Below are 18,558 nucleotides of genomic sequence, written 5' to 3'. Positions count from 1 at the left end.
GGAACTCTCTTGGTGGAACTGCGGACGACGGCAGCACGGCGGTAAGCGCTTGGACATAGCCTGCCGGCGATCCCGGGCCAATCGCCGCCCCTCTGATCAAGCGCAGCGCATCGGCAGGGCCATTTCCACCAGGGCGTCATGACTTTGCACTGTGCGCGGGAGATTTCCTCTGCGTTAACCGGAGGTGCAGACGGGGATGACAGGGTGGCGCGGCATGACCCGAGCCCCGCCATCTCCGTACTGGACCGACGAGGCACGACGGATCACGGCTGCGGCCGCTCTGGGTCTGGTGGTGGCGCTGCTGGCCTATATCTGTGTCGAGCTGCCGGGTGACCTCAAGCAGGTCGCGCCGATCTGGCTGGCAAACGGGGTCGTGCTGACCGTGCTGCTGTGGACCGATCGGTCGCGCTGGCCGCTGCTGATCGCCTTTGCTCTGGCGGGAAACATCGCCGCCAGCCTGCATGGAGGCGGGCAGCTGCCGGTGGCCCTGGGACTTAGCGTCGCCAATGTTGTCGAATATCTGCTGTCGGCCCTGGTCCTGCGCCATGTGCTGGGTCGCGACATTGATGTCAGTCGCCCCCGCGACCTGAGCTGGATCGCCCTGGTCTGCGGATTGTGTGCGCCTTTGGTCTCGGCCGTCATCGCGAGCCTTGTCCTCTACGCCGCGCGAGACGCCGACCCAGGTCGCACGCTGGTCAGTTGGGGCCTGTCCAACGCCCTGGGTCTGATGCTGGTGACGCCATCGCTGATCGCCTTCCGCCAGGCCCGCGCGCTGCTGGCCGAGCGGCCGGTCACGCGGCGCGGCTGGATCGCCCTGGCGCTGTTGGTCCTTAGCATCGTGCTGGTCTTCACCCGACCCCGGTATCCGCTGCTGTTCATCATTCCGCCGGTCCTGGCTTTTGTGGCGCTGGAGCTGGAGTTCCTGGGCGCCGCGGCCGGTATCCTGATCCTGTCGGGTCTGGCGATCGGCTTTACGGCCATGGGGCTTGGTCCCGTCGCCCAACTGGCCGGGGACATGGCCGAGCGCGCGCTGTTTCTGCAGGTCTTCCTGGTTGTCGCGATCTTCGCCGCCCTGCCCCTGGCGACGATCAACGCGCAGAGACGGCGCTTGCGAGATTTGGCGCAGGAACAGACCCGTTGGGCCGATATGGCCGAAAACCTGGCCGGCGTCGGCTACTGGCGGCTCAATCTGACCACCCGCGCCATGACCTGGTCGGATCAGATGTACGCTATCGTGGGCGTTGACCCAGGGACGGTGATCGCCGCCGATGAATGGTTGGCGGCGGTCCATCCCGAGGATCGCGAGGAAGCGCGCCTGCGCTACCGCGCTTTGATCGAGACCCTGGCGCCCAGTCCCACCACGCCGACGCGGCTGCTGCGACCCGATGGCCAGATCCGGCACGTCATGGGCAACATGGTGGTCGAGCGCGACGCCGACGGACGTCCCGTGACTGTCTTTGGCGTGATCCTGGATGTTACCGCCCAGAAGGCGGCCGAGCGGTCGATCGTCGAAAGCGAAGCGCGGTTCCGGATGCTGGCCGAGAACGGCAGCGATATTCTGGCGCATTCGGGTCTGGACGGCCTGGTCACCTATGTCTCGCCATCGGTCGAGCACCGCCTGGGCTTCAAGCCTGAGGAGTTGATCGGGAGGGCTTTCGTGGATTTCGTCCACGAAGACGACGTCGAGGCGGTCCAGACCGCTGTTCGCGCGCAGTTCGAAAGTCGGGGGCGAGTCCCACCGATGCGGGTCGAGTACCGGTCGCGCCACAAGGACGGGCGGGAAATCTGGTTCGAGGCGCGCCCGACCCTGGCTTTCGATCCCGCAACGGGACGGATCGACGGGGTGACCGACATCGTTCGCGATATCTCGCGCCGCAAGATTCTGGAGATCCAGCTGCGCCAGGCCCGGACCGACGCTGAGGCGGCCGCAACCGTGAAGGGCGAATTTCTGGCCAATATGAGCCACGAACTGCGGACGCCGCTGACAGCGGTTCTCGGATTCACCCAATTGGTCGAGGTCCAGCCGGAGCTTAGCGACACAACCCGGGCCTATGTCGAGCGGGTCTCCAACGCCGGCAAGGCGCTGCGGGCGACCGTCAACGACATTCTGGACTTCTCCAAGCTCGAGGCTGGACAGGTCGATATCAAGCCACGGCCAATGTCGCCCACCGAGTTGGCGCGCGAGGCGATCGAACTGTTCGATGCCCAGGCCCGGGCCAAGGGCCTGGTGCTGACGCTGTCGGGCTTTGAAACCGTGCCTGAACAGGTGCTGGCCGACCCTGACCGCCTGCGCCAGGTCCTGCTCAACCTGATCGGCAACGCCATGAAGTTTACCGAGCAGGGCGGCGTCGATCTCGAGGCAGGCTTCGATCCTGCGACGCAGCGCCTGTCGTTCTCGGTGGTCGACACTGGCCCGGGCGTGCCCGCCGACCGGATCGGACACCTGTTTCAGCGCTTCTCGCAGGTCGATGGTTCAGCCACGCGCAAACATGGCGGTACGGGCCTTGGTCTGGCGATCTGCAAGGGCCTGATCGAGGCCATGGATGGCGATATCGGGGTCGAGAGTCGCGAAGGCGAGGGCTCGCGGTTCTGGTTCTCGCTGCCCGCTCCGTCCGTTGATCATGGCGAGGACCAGGATGTCGAGGCCGACCAGCCTCGGGGCCTGCCCGACAACTGCCGGGTGCTGATCGTTGATGACAACCGCGCCAACCGCGAACTGGTTCGGGCGATCCTGGGGCCGTTCGGCGCCGAGATGACCGAGGCCGCCGACGGCGACGAGGCGATTTCCAGCGCGGGGGTGACGCCTTTCGACGTGATCCTGATGGACCTGCGGATGCCCCGGGTCGATGGCCGGACCGCCGCCATCCGGATCCGTGAGGGCGGCCTCAACGCCAGGACGCCGATCCTGGCCTTTTCCGCCGACGCCTCGACCCTGGCGATCGACGCGGTCTTTGACGGCCAGATCGCCAAGCCCCTGTCGAGCCTGGGACTGATCGAAACCCTGGCGCGGACCCTGGCGACAAGCAGGGTTTGACGAACCCGGCTCGAAACGACCAACTGTCGATGATCCCTGTCGCGTCGGTGGCGCGACGCCCCGATTCCGTTTTGAGCCTGATCGCGACCCGATGCCCAAAGCCGCGTCCCTGATCTATGTCGCCGACGATGACCCCAGCATCCTGGAGCTGGTCTCGATCGTCCTGACACGGGGCGGTTTCGAGGTGGTGGGGTTCGAAACCGCCGACGCCCTGACGGCGGCGCTCGCCCTGCGCGCTCCCGCCGCTGTGCTGCTGGACGTGCGCATCCCGGGGCTGAGCGGTCTGGACGCGCTCAAGGCCATCAAGGACGATCCCGCCACCGCCCGTATTCCTGTGCTGATGTTGACCGGCGATGGCCGGCTCGACCGCATCGTCCTGGCCATGCAACTGGGCGCGGCGGGCTATGTGATGAAACCCTTCGACGGCGCGCAACTGGTCGAGCGGGTCGGTAGTCTTCTAGCCTAGCTGGCCTTGGGCAGCGTGAAGGCCCGCCAGGCCAGCATGGCCCAGCCGGCCATCAAGGCCAGGCCGCCCAGCGGCGCCACCGCCCCCAGCCAACGTGGACCGCCCAGGGCCATGGCGTAGAGCGATCCCGAGAACAGCACCGTCCCAGCCAGGAACAGGCCGGCGACCAGACCCATGCCGCGCGCTCCGGACCGGGCCATGGCGAAGGCGCCGAACACCGCCAGGGCGTGGGTCATCTGGTACAGCGATCCGGTGCGCAGCCATTCGGCCGGCTTGGGCGCCTCGACGCCATGCGCCGCGAACGCGCCCAGCGCGACGGCGCAGAGGCCGCTCAGCGCCGCAAGACCCGTCCAGGTTCGGGGTGTCCATATCATGGGTGTCGAGGTCGCCATCGGCTTACGCTCCGTCACTGTTGCAATCGCCCGGCGCGACCTTAACGTTGTTCACCTGCCCGTAAAGCCGCCCCGTCAGAGGGCCTGGCCCGTGCAGTTGGGAGGACGGCATGGCGCTCACCTGGGGTGATGACTATCCGATTCATCAGACGCCGGAGCCGGTGGCCTATGCCGGCACGGATCGCAATTTCTACGATCGCTATTTCTTCAACGGCTACGCGCTCGACGGCGACGGCAGCGACCTGTTCTTCGCCGCCGCCTTCGGCGTCTATCCGCACCTGAACATCGCCGACGCCGCCTTCTGCGTGATGAAGGACGGCAGGCAGGTCAATCTTCACGCCAGCCGCTGGCTGCGCATGGAGCGGATGGACCTGAACGTCGGCCCGATCCGCATCGAGGTGCAGCAGCCGCTTCAGCGCCTGAAGCTGACGGTCGAAGCGCCCGAGCACGCCATCCGCGCCGAGATCGTCTTCGAGGGCCGCGCCTTTCCGATCGAGGAGCCGCGCTTCATCCGGCGCAACGGCCCGCGCACCTTCATGGACTATACGCGCCTGACCCAGAACGGCCGCTACAGCGGCTGGATCGAGGTCGATGGCGTGCGCTCCAGCGTCGACGGCTTTGTCGGGACGCGCGACAGGTCCTGGGGCGTGCGCCCGGTCGGGGCCCGTGACCCGCAGGAGGCCGCGCCGCCCACGCCGATGCAGTTCTTCTGGCTGTGGTCGCCGTGCAACTTCGAGGACGGGGGCCTGTTCTTCCACACCAATGATGACGAGCTGGGCCGGCCCTGGAACCGCAGGGCGCTGTGGTTGGCGGACGGCGGCCGTGAGGACGGGGAGGGCGAGTTCGAGCAGGCGGTCTGCGCCGTCGACTGGCGCTCGGGGACACGCCATGCCCGCGCAGCCACCCTGGATCTGGGCGCCGGCGGCAAGGTGGTGATCGAGCCGCAGACCGAATTCTTCATGCTGGGTCTGGGCTATGGCCATCCGGCCTGGGGGCATGGCCTCAATCACGGCGAACTGGCGGTGGAGCGCGAGGACTTCGTCACCGCCGACCTCGAACGCCGGATGCCGCATCATCTGCATGTCCAGGCGCTGAGCCGCATCACCTTCACCGACGCGCAGGGCCGGGCCCGGATCGGACGCGGCGTGTTCGAGCAACTGGCGCTGGGGCCGCACGCGCCTTCGGGCTTCGTCTCGATCCTGGATGTCGCCCCATGACCCTGGCCGAGCGGCTTGAAGCCTATCTGACCCGCCATTTCGGCGTGCCCACCACCGTGCGGGACCTCTCGCGCATCCCTGGCGGGGCCAGCCGCGAGACCTATCGCTTTGACGCGATCGTCGACGGCGCGGTCCGGCCCCTGATCCTGCGCCGCGATCCGCCTGCCAGTCTGATCGAGACCGACCGCAGCCTGGAATATCTGGCCTTCCAGTCGTTCCATGACCGCGCGCCCGTTCCCGAGCCGATCGTGCTCGAGACGCAAGGCGCGGAGCTGGAGCGGCCGTTCTTCATCATGACCCGGGTCGATGGTGGCGCGGCGGCTTCGCCCTTCACCGTCCAGCCCTATGGCCCGCACGCCCAGGTGATCGGCGAGACGTTCTTCGCCGCTCTGGGGGCGATCGCGGCGACCGATCCAACAAGCCTGCCGCTGACCCAGGCCGCCGTTGCGCCCGAGCCCGGCGAGTGCTGGCGCGTGGCCCTGGATCACTGGGCCGCCGTGATCGAGGCCGACGAGCAGCATCCGCAGCCCATCGTCCGCGCCGCCATCCGTCGCCTGCGCCGCGCGCCACCGCCGCCGGCGACCGCCGTGCGCGTGGTGCATGGCGACTATCGCACCGGCAATTTCCTGCATGACGGCCAGGGGAAGATCCTGGCGATCCTCGACTGGGAGATGGCGCATCTGGGCGATCCGCTGGAGGACCTGGCCTGGGCGATCGATCCGCTGTGGGGGCACTATGACGAGGGGCGCGTGGCGGGGATGATCCCGCGCGACGAGGCCCTGGCGATCTGGAGCCGGACCAGCGGACTGCCCGTCGACCCCGCGGCCCTGGCCTGGTGGGAGCTGTTCAGCGCCGTGAAGGGCCAGGCGATCTGGACCTCGGCGGCGCGCGAGTATCGCGACGGCGGCTTCAAGGACCCGGTGCTGGCCATTTCCGGCTGGTACACCGCGCGTCGACACGATCAGATCCTGGCCGATGGCCTGATGCGTCTGGAGGGCCTGTCATGACCCCGAGTTTGCCTGACATCCTGGTTGGCAATTTCCTCTGCATCGCCGAGCCGCCGCCACCCGAATCCGCCGGCGAGTTCATGGCCGGCAAGGTCGGGGTTGTGGCCCTGCTGTCGCTGCTGGCCGCCCAGGAAGCCGAGCGCGGGCCTGCAGCGCGGGTGTGGGAGAACGCCACCCTGCGCGCGGTGCTGCTGGACGCCGCGCCTGTTTATGGCGAGGCCTTTTCGGAGGCCGCGGGGGCCGCCGACGGGGACTTCACCCTGGCGGTTCTGGACCGCGCCAACGCCACGTTGCGGCGGGCGCTGATCGCGCTGCACGAGGCCGTCGAGGCGGCCGGCGATAGCGCACGCGACCAGGCGATCCTGCGGCTCTATCGTGAGATGGCCGATGCTCGGCGGCTCGACATGCCGCCGTTGCCGGGGCGGTAGATCTACTTTTTGTGCTTCATGTGATCGGCCAGTTCCTCGGGGCCGATGTCGATGAAGCCTGGCGCCATGGCATTGTAGGCGTCGGTCTTGCCCAGGTCGATCACCACGCTGCGGTGGCCTTGCCAGATCATGTGGACGGCCACGTAGAGCACGATGGCCAGACCGACGAAGCCGATCCAGCGATGCTTCTGCAGCAGGCTGGCGATGGCCGAGGCGGCCAGGCCCATCAGAACGATCGACAGGAGCAGGCCAAAGACCATGACGCCGGGGTGCTCGCGCGCCGCGCCGGCCACGGCCAGCACGTTGTCCAGCGACATCGAGACGTCGGCGATCAGGACTTGGATAAAGGCTTGTTTGAAGCTCTTGACCGGTCGGGCGCGCGGTTCGGTCGAGGGGTCATCGTCGATTGACGCGACGGCGTCGGCCTGATCGTGGGTGGCCTGCTCGCGCAGTTCCCGCCACATCTTCCAGCAGACCCAGAGCAGCAACACGCCCCCGGCCAGCAGCAGGCCGATCACACCCAGTAGCCAGGTGGTGATCAGCGCGAAACCGATCCGCAGGACGACCGCCGCGCCCAGACCATACAGGATGACCTTTTGGCGATCCTTGACCGCCAGACCGCCGGCCGCGAGGCCGACGGCGACGGCGTTGTCGCCCGCCAGAACCAGGTCAATCATCAAGACCTGCAGGAAGGCCATGAACGGGCCGTCCAGCCCGCCCGCCTGGGCAATCAGAGTGTCAAACATGACCCCTCATGCGGCAGTGCGGGCGGCGTTGCAAGTCCGACCTAGTGGTGGGCGTGCTCGAGTTCCTTGCCATGATGAGGATCATGGGCGTGATCGGTCTTGGCATGACCGTCGTGCGCATGCTCTTCATGGCCGTGATCGGCGGCATGGTCATCGTGCCCGTGAGCGTCATGCCCGTGATCGTCGTGGGCGTGAGCGTCATGGTGACCATGATCGTCATGACCCGAAACAGGCGTCGCAGCGGCCACCGGCGTTACGTGGGCCACGTGCTCGGCCGGCGCATGCGGATCGGGGTGAGCCCCGGCGTGCGGGTCAGCCGCATGGCCGTGATCGTCATGCCCGTGATCGTCATGGGCATGGTCGCCATGACCATGGTCGTCGTGCGCATGAGCGTCGTGGCCGTGGTCGTCGTGGTGACCATGATCCGCATGCGCCGACACCGGCGAAGCGGCGGTCACGTGGGCGACGTGCGCGGCCGGCGCATGGGCGTCGTGGGCATGGGCGTCATGGCCATGATCGGCAGCATGGTCGTCGTGACCGTGAGCATCGTGCCCGTGATCATCATGACCATGGCCATGGTCGTCGTGACCGTGGCTGTCATGACCATGCGCATCATGAGCGTGGTCATCATGGCCGTGGCTCACGGCCGTGGCGGCCGCAGCGCCGGCGGCGGCGGCGACCATCGGATTGACATAGGAGACGTGCGCCGTAGTCGGCGCGCCGTCGGGCTCCATCTCGTTACGACCATAGTCGGTAAGCGTGCGGAACTTCCGGCGACGCTCGGCCTGGCTGCGGCTGGCCATGGCGTTGCGCGAAATGATCGCCAGGATAAGGACGGCCAGCAACACCAGAGCGCCGCCCAGAACCGATTTCATCGGGGTCTGGCCCAGGCCCGGCAGCACGACACTACCGTCGAGGCCCGGCAGGTTCAGCTTTGAAAGCAGACCCTCGGTCTTCTTCTTGGCCTCTTCCTTCAGCGGTGCGACGCGCTTGACGATTTCACCGAGCGAGAACGACTGAGCGGTCTTGGCGCCGTTCAGGTCGACGCCGAATTCCGACTTCAGTTGGCCCTTGGCTTCCGCGCCCGGCTTGACCTGCCAGGCGAAGGTGGTGGGCTCGCCGGCCTTGACGACGGCGGTCTGCTTGCCGTTCGGGGTGACCTCATAGCCTTCGCCTTCGAGCTTGGCGTAGGCGCTGGTGTTGGACGCGGCCTTGCCCAGGCCCAGCTTGGCGGCCTGGGCCTTGATCATGTCGCCAAGGGTGGCGGGCAGCGACAGGGTCACCTGCCCGGCCTCGCCCTTGCCCAGGCTGTCTCCAGCAGCCAGGACAGCGCCCTTGGTGGCTTCCGGCGCGATCGCGGCCTGAAGCTGTTCGAGCTTGGTCGGCGGCTTGGTCGCGACCGGAGCGGGAAGGGCGGGGGCGGTGGCCTTGGCCAGCGGCGCGACCGGCTTGATCGGCGCGACGGGCTTCAGAACAGGCGCTGCGGCCACGGTTACGGGCTTAGCCGCAACCAGAGCGACTGGCTTGGCCAAAGGCTTGGCGACCGGCGCAGGCGCCACAGCGGCCCGATTGGCCGGGGCGGATGACGCGCGCGGCGCATAGCGAACGGCGCGGCGTTCCTTGGGGTTGGGGATAGGCCGCATGGCCGTCACCAGCGTCCCGTCTGGCCGACGCCAGGTCTTCAGCGTGGAGCTCTTGCTCGGCGCGGAGTCGACCATGACGGCGACAGGCGGGGTTGCCGCAGTCGGCGCGCCCAGCAGGCCGTCCGGCGACGCGCCGGCGTCTGGCGCTGGCGGCGCGCCCATCAGATCAGGCGAGGTCTCGGCGCTCGAGCCGGTCATCGCCGAGGGCGGTGTGGTGTCCACATCGCCCGCGCCGCAACCGGCAAGCACCAAGACGCTCAGCGCCGAAGCGCTTAGAGCCGCCAAACGCGTATTACGTCCAAACATCGGGTCCCCCGATCCCATGCCAGTATTTTCCGACGAGCAGCGCTCGCGGAACACTAGTCCGTAAGAGAAGCATGAGCGTGCGACGAAATCAAAACGGTTAAGCAAGATTCACGAACCGATTTCATCCCCTGCGCGAAACTCGCGACGCCTCGTAGAGCGCGATTGCCGCCGCAGCCGACACATTGAGGCTCTCAAAGCCACCGGGCATGGCAATTTTTCCCATGGCATCACAATGCTCTGCGACCAAACGGCGTACGCCTTCGCCCTCCGAACCCAGAACAAGTACGGTCGGCGTTCCATCGAGCACGGTATCGAGGGTTTCTTCGGCCTCGCCGGCCAGGCCGATGGCCCGCCAGCCCATGTCGGCCAGTTCCTCGAGCGCGCGTGACAGATTGACGACGCGGACATAGGGCACCTTGTCGACGGCCCCGACCGCCGTCTTGGCCAGAACGCCCGTCAGCGCCGGCGCATGACGGTCCTGCAGAATCGCGCCCCGCACGCCGAAGGCGGCGGCCGAGCGGAAGATGGCGCCGATGTTCTGGGGGTCGGTGATCTGGTCCAGCATGACGATCACCCCCTGGGCGGGCGAGCCCAGCTCAGCGATCGACAGCGGTTCGGGCTCGTCGATCTTCACGGCGATGCCCTGGTGCACGGCGCCTTGCGGCAGCTCGCGGGCGATATCCTTGCCTTCCATGATCTGGACGCAGGGGAGTTTGGCCACAGCCGGCGCGAGTCGCTTGGCCCGATCCGGGGTGACCAGAAGGCGCTTCGGAGCGGGTCTGGCGGGGTTCGTCAGGGCCGCCTCGACGGCGTGAGTCCCCCAGATCCAGTCCTTTGCGTCCTCGCCACCCTTTGAAAAGCTCTGCTTATTCCGAGGCTTGTGACTAAAATCACGTCCTGGCGCAGAAGGCTTCCGGCGGTCGTTGCGTTCGGAATGAGAGGACACTATAAGACGCGCTCCGATTTGGGGCCCTGAGGGTTTCCGCGAGCCAGGACGGCGCTGCTTTAGCACCGTCCGACCCAGCTCAAGGAAGCTTTTGTTCCTTTTTCGTGACGAGCGGTTCGCCGCTGGTTCCGGAATGGGAAGGGTCGCACTGAGGTTGCTCAACGCGCGCTGGGGGAATGTCCCGAGTGGCAAAGGGGGGGGACTGTAAATCCCCTGGCGTACGCCTTCGCAGGTTCGAGTCCTGCTTCCCCCACCACGCGCGTTGAACGTCCTCATGGCGATCGAGATGGACGCCAAAGCCAGAGACCGGGAGCCGACCGCGACCCCGCTAGCCCGATGGGGTGTATGGGCGGGTATAGCACAGTGGTAGTGCAGCAGCCTTCCAAGCTGAGGATGCGGGTTCGATTCCCGCTACCCGCTCCAGCTCCCTATATAACGACCCACACTCATAGCCGCCGGCGCGCAAGGTAGAGACCATGGCCAAGGAAAAGTTCGAACGTAACAAGCCGCACTGCAACATCGGCACCATCGGTCACGTTGACCATGGCAAGACGACGCTGACGGCTGCGATCACCATCACGCTGGCCAAGACCGGCGGCGGCAAGGCGATGAACTACGCCGACATCGACGCTGCGCCGGAAGAAAAGGCCCGCGGCATCACGATCAACACCGCGCACGTGGAATATGAGACGGCCAACCGTCACTACGCCCACGTCGACTGCCCCGGCCACGCCGACTATGTGAAGAACATGATCACCGGCGCCGCGCAGATGGACGGCGCGATCCTGGTGGTTTCGGCCGCCGACGGCCCGATGCCCCAGACCCGCGAGCACATCCTGCTGGCCCGTCAGGTCGGCGTTCCGGCCCTGGTCGTCTACATGAACAAGGTCGACCTGGTCGACGACGAAGAGCTGCTCGAGCTGGTCGAGATGGAAGTGCGCGAGCTGCTTTCGTCGTATGACTTCCCGGGCGACGACATTCCGATCACCAAGGGCTCGGCCAAGGTCGCCATCGACGGTGGCAACCCCGTGATCGGCGAACAGTCGATCCTGGCGCTGATGCAGACGGTTGACGACTACATCCCGCAGCCGGCGCGTCCGCTGGACCTGCCGTTCCTGATGCCGGTCGAAGACGTGTTCTCGATCTCGGGCCGCGGCACCGTGGTCACGGGCCGTATCGAAAAGGGTATCGTCAAGGTCGGCGAAGAAGTCGAAATCGTCGGCATCCGTCCGGTTCAGAAGACGACCTGCACGGGCGTCGAAATGTTCCGCAAGCTGCTCGATCAGGGCCAGGCTGGCGACAACGTCGGCGTTCTGCTGCGCGGCACCAAGCGCGAAGACGTCGAGCGCGGCCAAGTGCTGTGCAAGCCGGGTTCGATCACGCCGCACACCAAGTTCGTTGCTGAGGCCTATATCCTCAACAAGGAAGAAGGCGGCCGTCACACCCCGTTCTTCACCAACTATCGCCCGCAGTTCTACTTCCGCACCACGGACGTCACCGGAATCATCAAGCTGCGCGAAGGCGTGGAAATGATCATGCCGGGCGACAACGCCGAGCTGGACGTCGAGCTGATCACCCCGATCGCCATGGACCAGGGTCTGCGCTTCGCCATTCGCGAAGGCGGCCGTACGGTCGGCGCCGGTGTGGTTGCCAAGATCGTCGAATAGTCGACCGATCTTCAGCAACAAGCTGAGCTAAAAGCGAAGGCCCCGGCGGAAACGCCGGGGCCTTTTGCTTTGGGGGCGTTAGGGCGGCGACCCTCTGGGCCGCCGCAGCGCGGCCGGTCGCAGACCGGGCCTTGAGTGACCTGGACAGACCGGCGATCGTCTCGCCGTGAGATGCAAGGAAGGCTCCCTCCGGCGCGGAGGCGGCGCGCGCACGGAACCCCTCTCTTTTTGAGAGAGGGAGGGGCCCGCCGCGTAGCGGTGGGAGGGTGAGAGGTTTCGCCGCCAGCCGGAAAATCTCGATTCCCGTCGTTGAGCGACCCGAGCGCCTGAGGCCATGCTCTGCCCATGGAAAGGATCGCCAACGCCCGTCGACTTCGCCGCAACCAGACCCTCGCCGAGAAGACGCTCTGGACCCTCGTCCGCAATCGTCGGCTGGGCGGGTTCAGGTTTCTGCGGCAGGTCGCGATTGATCGATACTTCGCGGACTTCGTTTGCGAAGCCACCAAGGTGATCGTGGAGCTGGACGGCGCGGTCCATGAAGGGCGCGAGGACTACCACGAGCGCCGGACCCAGACGCTGGAGCTGTATGGGTATGTTGTGCTGCGGTTCCCCAACGCGCGGGTGCTGGCCGATCCCGGTGGCGTGACGGACGACATCCTGGCGGTGCTCCGTTCTGACAGGGTGTAACCTCTCACCCTCCCACCGCCTGCGGCGGCGGGCCCCTCCCTCTCTCTATGAGAGAGGGGTTCCGTGCGCCGGCCTCTATCCCCGTTCCCGCACGGGGATAAGCCCGCCCCGCCCCCAACGATTTCAACGCCCTGACCGCCCCACCCAGCGTCACGATCCAAAATCGACGCAGCCCCCTGCAAACCTACCGCATACTACCTCTCGTCCCGCCACTGGGGAGGCCGTCCAGCTGGCGACCTGACGGGTGGCGGGGGCGGTTGTGCGGGTCGTGCTCGCCTGACCGTTGTCGAAGGACCCGCTCGGGTCTGGTCGGCGGAGCGTGGCTAGCCCCTCATCGGGGAGGCGGGCGCTCCGGACTAGGCTCCAGCGTCGCGGGACACCCCTTCGGCGACGGCGGCGAGCGCTGCAGGCGCGGGCTGAAATCGCCCGCGCGGTCCGGAGGGGTCGCTTCCCTTCCGCCCGCCTGGGGCCTCTGATCGGGAGCGGGTTAAAACCCCGCGCCCCGAGGGCTCATCGGATAACAGCCGCGCGGAGCGCTCCGGCCACGGCCGAAACGGTACTCCACTACAACCCCATCCGGGCCTGGCCCGGACGCTCCGTCGCCTCCCCACACTTGCCGCTCAAACCGGCGAGGATGCGAACCCGTGCGTCTCTCTCTAGCGGCAGATTCCAGGATCAGCATTTGTCGTGACGGAGAGCCGCGCGGCGCGATAGGTTCATGACCATGCCGATGCCTTCCGTCACCCATCGCGCCGCCGCCCAGTGGCGCGCCGGCGCCCAGATCCAGCCCATTGAACGCGCTGTGCCCGACGAGGTCGCGGTGGGGCTGTCGTTCAACGGCCGACCCCATACGGTGCTGATGGCGACGCCGGCCGATATCGAGGATCTGGCGCGGGGCTTCACCCTGACCGAGGCCATAGCCGGCGCGGGCGACATTCTGGCCATCGAGATCACGCAGGCGGAGTTGGGCCTGATGGCCGATGTGCGGCTTGCGCCGCAGGCTGCGCCCCGCAAGGCTAGGCCCCGCACGCTTGAGGGGCGGTCCAGCTGCGGGCTGTGCGGCGTTCAGCGCCTGGCCGACGCCGTGCGCCCCCTGCCGCAGGTCGGCGAGGGCCGGGCTGTGGCGCATTCGGCGATCCAGCGGGCGCTGGACGCCCTGGCCGAGACCCAGACCCTGGGCCGGCTGACCCGGGCGACCCACGCCGCCGCCTTCGCCGACGCCGACGGGCGCATCCTGCTGTCGCGCGAGGACGTCGGCCGTCACAACGCCCTGGACAAGCTGGCGGGGGCGATGGCCGCCAGCGGTCTGGACGCCGACGCCGGCTTTGTTCTGGTGACCAGCCGCTGTTCGTTCGAGATGATCGAGAAGACCGTCCGTATCGGTTGCCCGATCCTGGTGGCTGTGTCGGCGCCCACCGATCTGGCCATCCGCAAGGCGGAGGAGGCGGGACTGACCCTGGTGGCCCTGGCCAGGTCTGACGGCCACACGGTGTTCACCCGCGCCGACCGCCTGGTCGAAGTCGAGCTGGAGATCGCCTGATGGCTGATCCGAAAATCCCGGGCGTTCGCGCCTATGACGGCCCGGCCGGCGGCTGGGGCGCGCTGAAGGGCGTGGCCGGCGCGCTCAGTGACCAGGCCACGGTGATCGAGGGCGGCCGCACCCTGCTGTCGGCCAACCAGCCCGAGGGCTTCGACTGCCCCGGCTGCGCCTGGCCCGATCCCAAGCACACCAGTTCGTTCGAGTTCTGCGAGAACGGCGCCAAGGCCGTGGCCTGGGAGGCGACCAGCAAGCGCGCCACGCCCGAGGTGTTCGAACGCCACACGGTGAGCGAGCTGCTGACCTGGAGCGATCACGCCATCGAGGACCTGGGCCGGCTGACCGAGCCCATGGCCTATGACGCCGCCAGCGACCGCTACTTGCCGATCAGCTGGGACGAGGCCTTCGCGCGAACCGGGGCGGCGCTGCGGGCGCTGGACCATCCGGATCAGGCCGAGTTCTACGCCTCGGGCCGGGCCTCCAACGAGGCGGCGTTCCTGTATCAGCTGCTGGGCCGCCGATTCGGGACCAACAATTTCCCCGACTGCTCCAACATGTGCCACGAGCCGACCAGCGTCGGCCTGCCGGACTCGATCGGCATGGGCAAGGGCTCGGTGACGCTGGAGGACTTCGATCACGCCGACCTGATCCTGTGCTTTGGCCACAATCCCGGCACCAACCATCCCCGGATGATGGGAACCCTGCGCGAAGCCTCAAAGCGCGGCGCGGCGATCCTGGCCTTCAATCCGCTGCGTGAACGATCACTGGAAAAGTTTGCCTCACCGCAGGACGCGATGGAGATGGCGACCCTGTCGTCGACGCCCATCGCGTCGGCCTATTACCAGCTGACCATCGGCGGCGACGCCCTGGCGGTGCATGGCATGATGAAGGCGGTGCTGGCCCTGCAGGCCGTGGATCGCGACTTCATCTCCGAGCATACCGCCGGCTTCGAGGCGCTGGTCGAGGCGCTGGACGCCCTGAGCTGGGAAGAGATCGAGACGGGCTCGGGCCTGTCGCGCGCCCAGATCGAGGAGGCCGCCGCCGTCTATGCGCGCTCGAAGGCGACTATCCTCTGCTACGGCATGGGCCTGACCCAGCATCGGGACTCGTCGGGCACGGTGCAGCAGCTGGTCAATCTGCTGCTGTTGAAGGGCAATATCGGCCGGCCGGGAGCGGGGATCTGTCCGCTGCGAGGCCATTCCAATGTTCAGGGCGCGCGCACTGTCGGCGTGGCCGAGAAGCCGGGGGCCGCCCTGCTCGATTCCCTGCGCGACGTGTTCGACTTCGAGCCGCCGCGCGAGCATGGCCACACCGTGGTCGAGGCCATCGAGGCGATGGAGCGGGGCGAGGCGACGGTGTTCCTGGGGCTGGGCGGCAATTTTGCGGTGGCCGCGCCCGATCCGATCCGCACCTTCGCCGCCATGCGCCGGCTGGACTTTGCGGTCCACATCGCCACCAAGCCCAACCGCACCCATCTGCTGGTCGGCCGGGAGAGCCTGCTGCTGCCCTGCCTGGGCCGCACCGAGATCGACATCCAGGCCAGCGGCCGCCAGGCGGTGACGGTCGAGGACTCGATGTCGATGGTCCACGCCTCCAAGGGCCTGAACCCGCCGGCCTCGGACCAGCTGAAATCCGAGCCCGCCATCGTGGCCGGCATCGCCAAGGCCGTGCTGGGCCAGGATGACACCGTCGACTGGTCGGGGCTGGTCGCTGACTATGACCGCATCCGCGACCTTATCGCCCGTGTGTTTCCGGGCGCCTTTGACAACTATAATGAGCGCATCCGCATTCCCGGCGGTTTCCGCCTGCCGGTGCCGCCGTCGGATCGGGTCTGGAAGACCGCCTCGGGTAAGGCCAATTTCATGGCGCACGCCCCCAAGGCCGGCGATCCGCGCCAGGGCGATCCCGAGGTGATGATCCTGACCACCCTGCGCAGCCACGACCAGTACAACACCACCATCTATGGCCTGGACGACCGCTATCGCGGGGTGTTCGGACGCCGCGACGTGGTGTTCGCCAATCCCGACGATATCGCCGCTCGCGGGCTGTCTTCCGGTGATCGCATCGACCTGGCCGCCGCCTTCGACGCCGGCGGCCAGCGGGTGGTGCGCGGCTTCACCCTGGTGGCGCGCGACATCCCGCGAGGATGCCTGGCCGCCTACTATCCCGAGACCAATATCCTGATCGACCTGGACGATCGCGACACGCGCAGCGGCACGCCGGCCTACAAGTCGGTCCCCGTGCGGCTCAGCGCCGCCAGGGAGGAGTCGCTCAACTAAAGCGGTTATTAGGAAAGGTCGCTGTAACCTCTCGCAACTTTGGGAGAGCGGGCTTTGCACGACGGGGTTTCCGTGGAGGCGGTCAGGGTGTCAGAGCTGGGCGCGCCCGAACGCGCCCGGTGGAACGCCCTGCGTCGGGCCAACCCCCTGCTGGGCAGCCCCTATTTCGACCTTCGCTACCTCGACGTCGCCGGCCAGATCGCGCCCGGCGCGGCCATTGCGGTGATCCGGCGGGGCGACGAGATCGAGGGCTTCCTGCCGTTCCAGCGGCGTGGCGTTCTGATCCAGCCCCTGGCCGCGCCGATGAGCGACAGTCATGGCCTGGTCGCGAGCGCCGACACCCGCCTGGACCTGACCGATATCCTCAGAAAGCTCGGCGCCGAGCGCGCGCGCTTTGGCGGATTGATCGCTCCGGGAACCAACGAGGGGCGCGGGCTTTCGGTGCGCCACGCCATGGCCGCCGACGTCTCCGCCGGTTTCCCGGCCTATGAGGCCGGGCGCAGCGCGGGATTCCTCAAGGACAAGCGCCGCCGGCTGCGGGCGCTCGAGCGTGACCACGGGCCCGTGCGTTTCAGTTTCGATGCGCCCGCCGCCGCGATGCTGGACCAGATCATCGCCGGCAAGCGCCAGCAGCTCCGTCGGACCCACCAGTACGACATCTTCGCCTGTGGATGGACCAGCGCCCTGCTGCACCGGCTGGCCGGGGCTGCGGAAGCCGACTTTGGCCTGAAGCTGGCGGTTCTGCGGGCCGGCGACGCGATCGTCGCGGCCGAGCTGGGCCTGACCAGTGGCGATCGCCATCACCTGTGGTTTCCGATCTACGATACGGCCTATGCGCGCTACTCGCCGGGCAGCCTGATGACCCTGGAGACCCTGCGTGCGGCTGCAGAGCAGGGGATCGCCCGGGTTGATTTCGGGCCTGGCGGCGAGGCCTACAAGCGCGACTTCGCCGAGCCGGCCGAGCCGGTGTTCGAAGGCATGATCCATACCCGTCCCCAGGCGATCGGACGCCTAGGCCTTCCGGATCTGACCCGCCTGTCGCGCCGCTTTGACGGCATCATCGCCTGCGAGCCCGGGCTGGTGGGGCAGGTGCGGGGCGCCTCGTCCTTTGTTACGGCCATGACCCGCCGCCACCCCCGCATCGGCGCGGGCGTCGGCCTGGGGGTCGGCATTGGCCTTAGTCTTTCGCTTCTGGCCGACTAGGAGTTCTCGATGTCCGATCTGATCACCGCTTGGTCGCCCGAGCAAAAGAACGCCTTCGGCAAGACGCCAATCACCTTCCAGCACAAGCTGGTGGAGTCGCGCCTGTTCGAGGACGAGGCCCTGGCGCGCGTGCTCGACGCCTATCCGGCCGAGCTCTACGACATCAACCTGTTCGACTTCGACGCCGACGGCCAGCACACCATGCGCACCGGTGCGCGGGGGCGGCGCTCCGGCCAGGAGGTGCTGGAGGGCGTCAAGGAAGGCCGCATCTGGGTGCAGCTGCGCCGGGCCGAGGCCTGGTATCCGCAACTTGGCCCGCTGATCGAGGAGGCCTTCGCCGGCATTTCGGGTCAGGCGCAGGGCTTCAAGCCGATCCAGCTGAATGGCCAGCTGATCCTGTCGGCGCCGGGGGCGAAGGTGCCGTTCCACGCCGATGCGCCCGGGGTGGTGCTGTTCCACCTGCGCGGCCGCAAGCGGATCTGGATCTATCCGCCCGACGAGACCCACATGCCCCAGGAGGGCATGGAAAACATCCTGCTCAAGCAGCAGACCGAGGACTTGCCCTACCGCCGCGAGATGGACGCCGCGGCTCAGGTCTTCGACCTGGAGCCCGGCATGGCCGCCGCCTGGCCGCTGCATGCGCCGCACCGGATCGAGAACCTCGGGACGTTCAATGTCTCGTTGTCGGTCGACTACCAGACCTGGGAGTCCCGCCTGATCAACGGCGCGCACTATGCCAACGGCGTGTTCCGGCGCTGGGGCATGCCCGTGGCGGCGATGGGCAAGACCCCGGCCCTGGCGCGGGCCGGCCTTTGGGCGGCGTCTCTGGGCTTGAAGCGCGCGCGTCTGGTCGAGGACCGGATCAAGGGCTTCGAGCGCAGTTTCGAGCTGGGAATGGACGCGACGCCTGAAGCCCGACCTTGAGGCCGATTTGTGACATCGCGGTCATGACCGCGAATTAAGTCGTCTCGCCTGTCGGGCGCCGCTAGCTTTCCCTTAT

Annotated in this window: 14 protein-coding genes, 2 tRNA genes and 1 pseudogene; 13 read left to right on the top strand and 4 right to left on the bottom strand. The window is 67.4% G+C overall.

The window, feature by feature from the left end; all coding sequences use genetic code 11:
• The first annotated feature begins 214 nt into the window (after window positions 1-214).
• Both ACN2C8_RS10820 and ACN2C8_RS10815 read left to right on the top strand, forming a co-directional pair.
• A complete protein-coding gene (locus tag ACN2C8_RS10820; protein WP_419251750.1) occupies window positions 215-3,034 on the top strand; it encodes a PAS domain S-box protein in 2,820 nt (939 codons plus the stop codon).
• Window positions 3,035-3,125: 91 nt separating this feature from the next.
• Window positions 3,126-3,500, top strand: coding sequence for a response regulator (locus ACN2C8_RS10815; protein WP_419251749.1), 375 nt, complete (start codon window positions 3,126-3,128; stop codon window positions 3,498-3,500).
• Here ACN2C8_RS10815 and ACN2C8_RS10810 read toward each other — a convergent pair.
• Window positions 3,497-3,874 (bottom strand): DUF423 domain-containing protein, encoded by a 378-nt coding sequence (locus ACN2C8_RS10810; RefSeq protein WP_419251748.1) that lies wholly within the window; start codon window positions 3,872-3,874, stop codon window positions 3,497-3,499. The genes ACN2C8_RS10815 and ACN2C8_RS10810 overlap by 4 nt on opposite strands.
• A gap of 128 nt (window positions 3,875-4,002) precedes the next feature.
• Between ACN2C8_RS10810 and ACN2C8_RS10805 the strand changes: the two genes are divergently transcribed.
• From ACN2C8_RS10805 to ACN2C8_RS10795, 3 genes are read left to right on the top strand one after another with little or no spacing between them, the layout of a single operon-like run.
• Entirely contained in the window at window positions 4,003-5,109 is a 1,107-nt protein-coding gene (locus tag ACN2C8_RS10805; protein ID WP_419251747.1) for a hypothetical protein, read from the top strand.
• Complete coding sequence (locus ACN2C8_RS10800) at window positions 5,106-6,116, top strand: phosphotransferase family protein (RefSeq protein WP_419251746.1); 1,011 nt, start codon at window positions 5,106-5,108, stop codon at window positions 6,114-6,116. Before ACN2C8_RS10805 ends, ACN2C8_RS10800 begins: the two co-directional genes overlap by 4 nt.
• Entirely contained in the window at window positions 6,113-6,544 is a 432-nt protein-coding gene (locus ACN2C8_RS10795; protein ID WP_419251745.1) for a hypothetical protein, read from the top strand. Before ACN2C8_RS10800 ends, ACN2C8_RS10795 begins: the two co-directional genes overlap by 4 nt.
• Window positions 6,545-6,546: 2 nt before the next feature.
• On the opposite strand, the gene ACN2C8_RS10790 is transcribed toward ACN2C8_RS10795, so the two are convergent.
• From ACN2C8_RS10790 to rlmB, 3 genes and pseudogenes are all read right to left on the bottom strand, one after another.
• Window positions 6,547-7,290, bottom strand: a complete 744-nt coding sequence (locus ACN2C8_RS10790; protein ID WP_419251744.1) for a TerC family protein — start codon at window positions 7,288-7,290, stop codon at window positions 6,547-6,549.
• A gap of 41 nt (window positions 7,291-7,331) precedes the next feature.
• Window positions 7,332-9,182, bottom strand: coding sequence for a stalk-specific protein X (locus tag ACN2C8_RS10785; protein ID WP_419251743.1), 1,851 nt, complete (start codon window positions 9,180-9,182; stop codon window positions 7,332-7,334).
• Window positions 9,183-9,347: 165 nt separating this feature from the next.
• A pseudogene (gene rlmB, locus ACN2C8_RS10780) lies at window positions 9,348-10,185 on the bottom strand (23S rRNA (guanosine(2251)-2'-O)-methyltransferase RlmB).
• Between the two features lie 170 nt (window positions 10,186-10,355).
• On the opposite strand from rlmB, the gene ACN2C8_RS10775 reads away from it, so the two are divergent.
• The 8 genes from ACN2C8_RS10775 to ACN2C8_RS10740 all read left to right on the top strand — a co-directional run bounded on the left by ACN2C8_RS10775 (window position 10,356) and on the right by ACN2C8_RS10740 (window position 18,482).
• Window positions 10,356-10,441, top strand: a tRNA-Tyr gene (locus tag ACN2C8_RS10775).
• A 93-nt stretch (window positions 10,442-10,534) separates the two neighbouring features.
• Window positions 10,535-10,608 (top strand) — tRNA-Gly (locus ACN2C8_RS10770).
• 53 nt (window positions 10,609-10,661) lie between these two features.
• Window positions 10,662-11,852, top strand: a complete 1,191-nt coding sequence (gene tuf, locus ACN2C8_RS10765) for an elongation factor Tu (RefSeq protein WP_419251742.1) — start codon at window positions 10,662-10,664, stop codon at window positions 11,850-11,852.
• 345 nt (window positions 11,853-12,197) lie between these two features.
• Window positions 12,198-12,539, top strand: a complete 342-nt coding sequence (locus ACN2C8_RS10760) for an endonuclease domain-containing protein (protein ID WP_419251741.1) — start codon at window positions 12,198-12,200, stop codon at window positions 12,537-12,539.
• 718 nt (window positions 12,540-13,257) lie between these two features.
• On the top strand, window positions 13,258-14,079 hold the full coding sequence (gene fdhD / locus ACN2C8_RS10755; RefSeq protein ID WP_419251740.1) for a formate dehydrogenase accessory sulfurtransferase FdhD: 822 nt from the start codon (window positions 13,258-13,260) through the stop codon (window positions 14,077-14,079).
• Window positions 14,079-16,355 (top strand): FdhF/YdeP family oxidoreductase, encoded by a 2,277-nt coding sequence (locus tag ACN2C8_RS10750; RefSeq protein WP_419251739.1) that lies wholly within the window; start codon window positions 14,079-14,081, stop codon window positions 16,353-16,355. Before fdhD ends, ACN2C8_RS10750 begins: the two co-directional genes overlap by 1 nt.
• Before the next feature lie 54 nt (window positions 16,356-16,409).
• On the top strand, window positions 16,410-17,558 hold the full coding sequence (locus tag ACN2C8_RS10745) for a GNAT family N-acetyltransferase (RefSeq protein WP_419251738.1): 1,149 nt from the start codon (window positions 16,410-16,412) through the stop codon (window positions 17,556-17,558).
• A 9-nt stretch (window positions 17,559-17,567) separates the two neighbouring features.
• On the top strand, window positions 17,568-18,482 hold the full coding sequence (locus tag ACN2C8_RS10740) for a transcriptional regulator (protein WP_419251737.1): 915 nt from the start codon (window positions 17,568-17,570) through the stop codon (window positions 18,480-18,482).
• Window positions 18,483-18,558 lie beyond the last annotated feature (76 nt).

The organism is Caulobacter sp. ErkDOM-C (genome assembly GCF_048541825.1).
Lineage (GTDB): Bacteria > Pseudomonadota > Alphaproteobacteria > Caulobacterales > Caulobacteraceae > Caulobacter.
The sequence above is the reverse complement of the archived record's forward strand: the minus strand, read 5'-3'. Positions and strand labels throughout refer to the sequence as shown.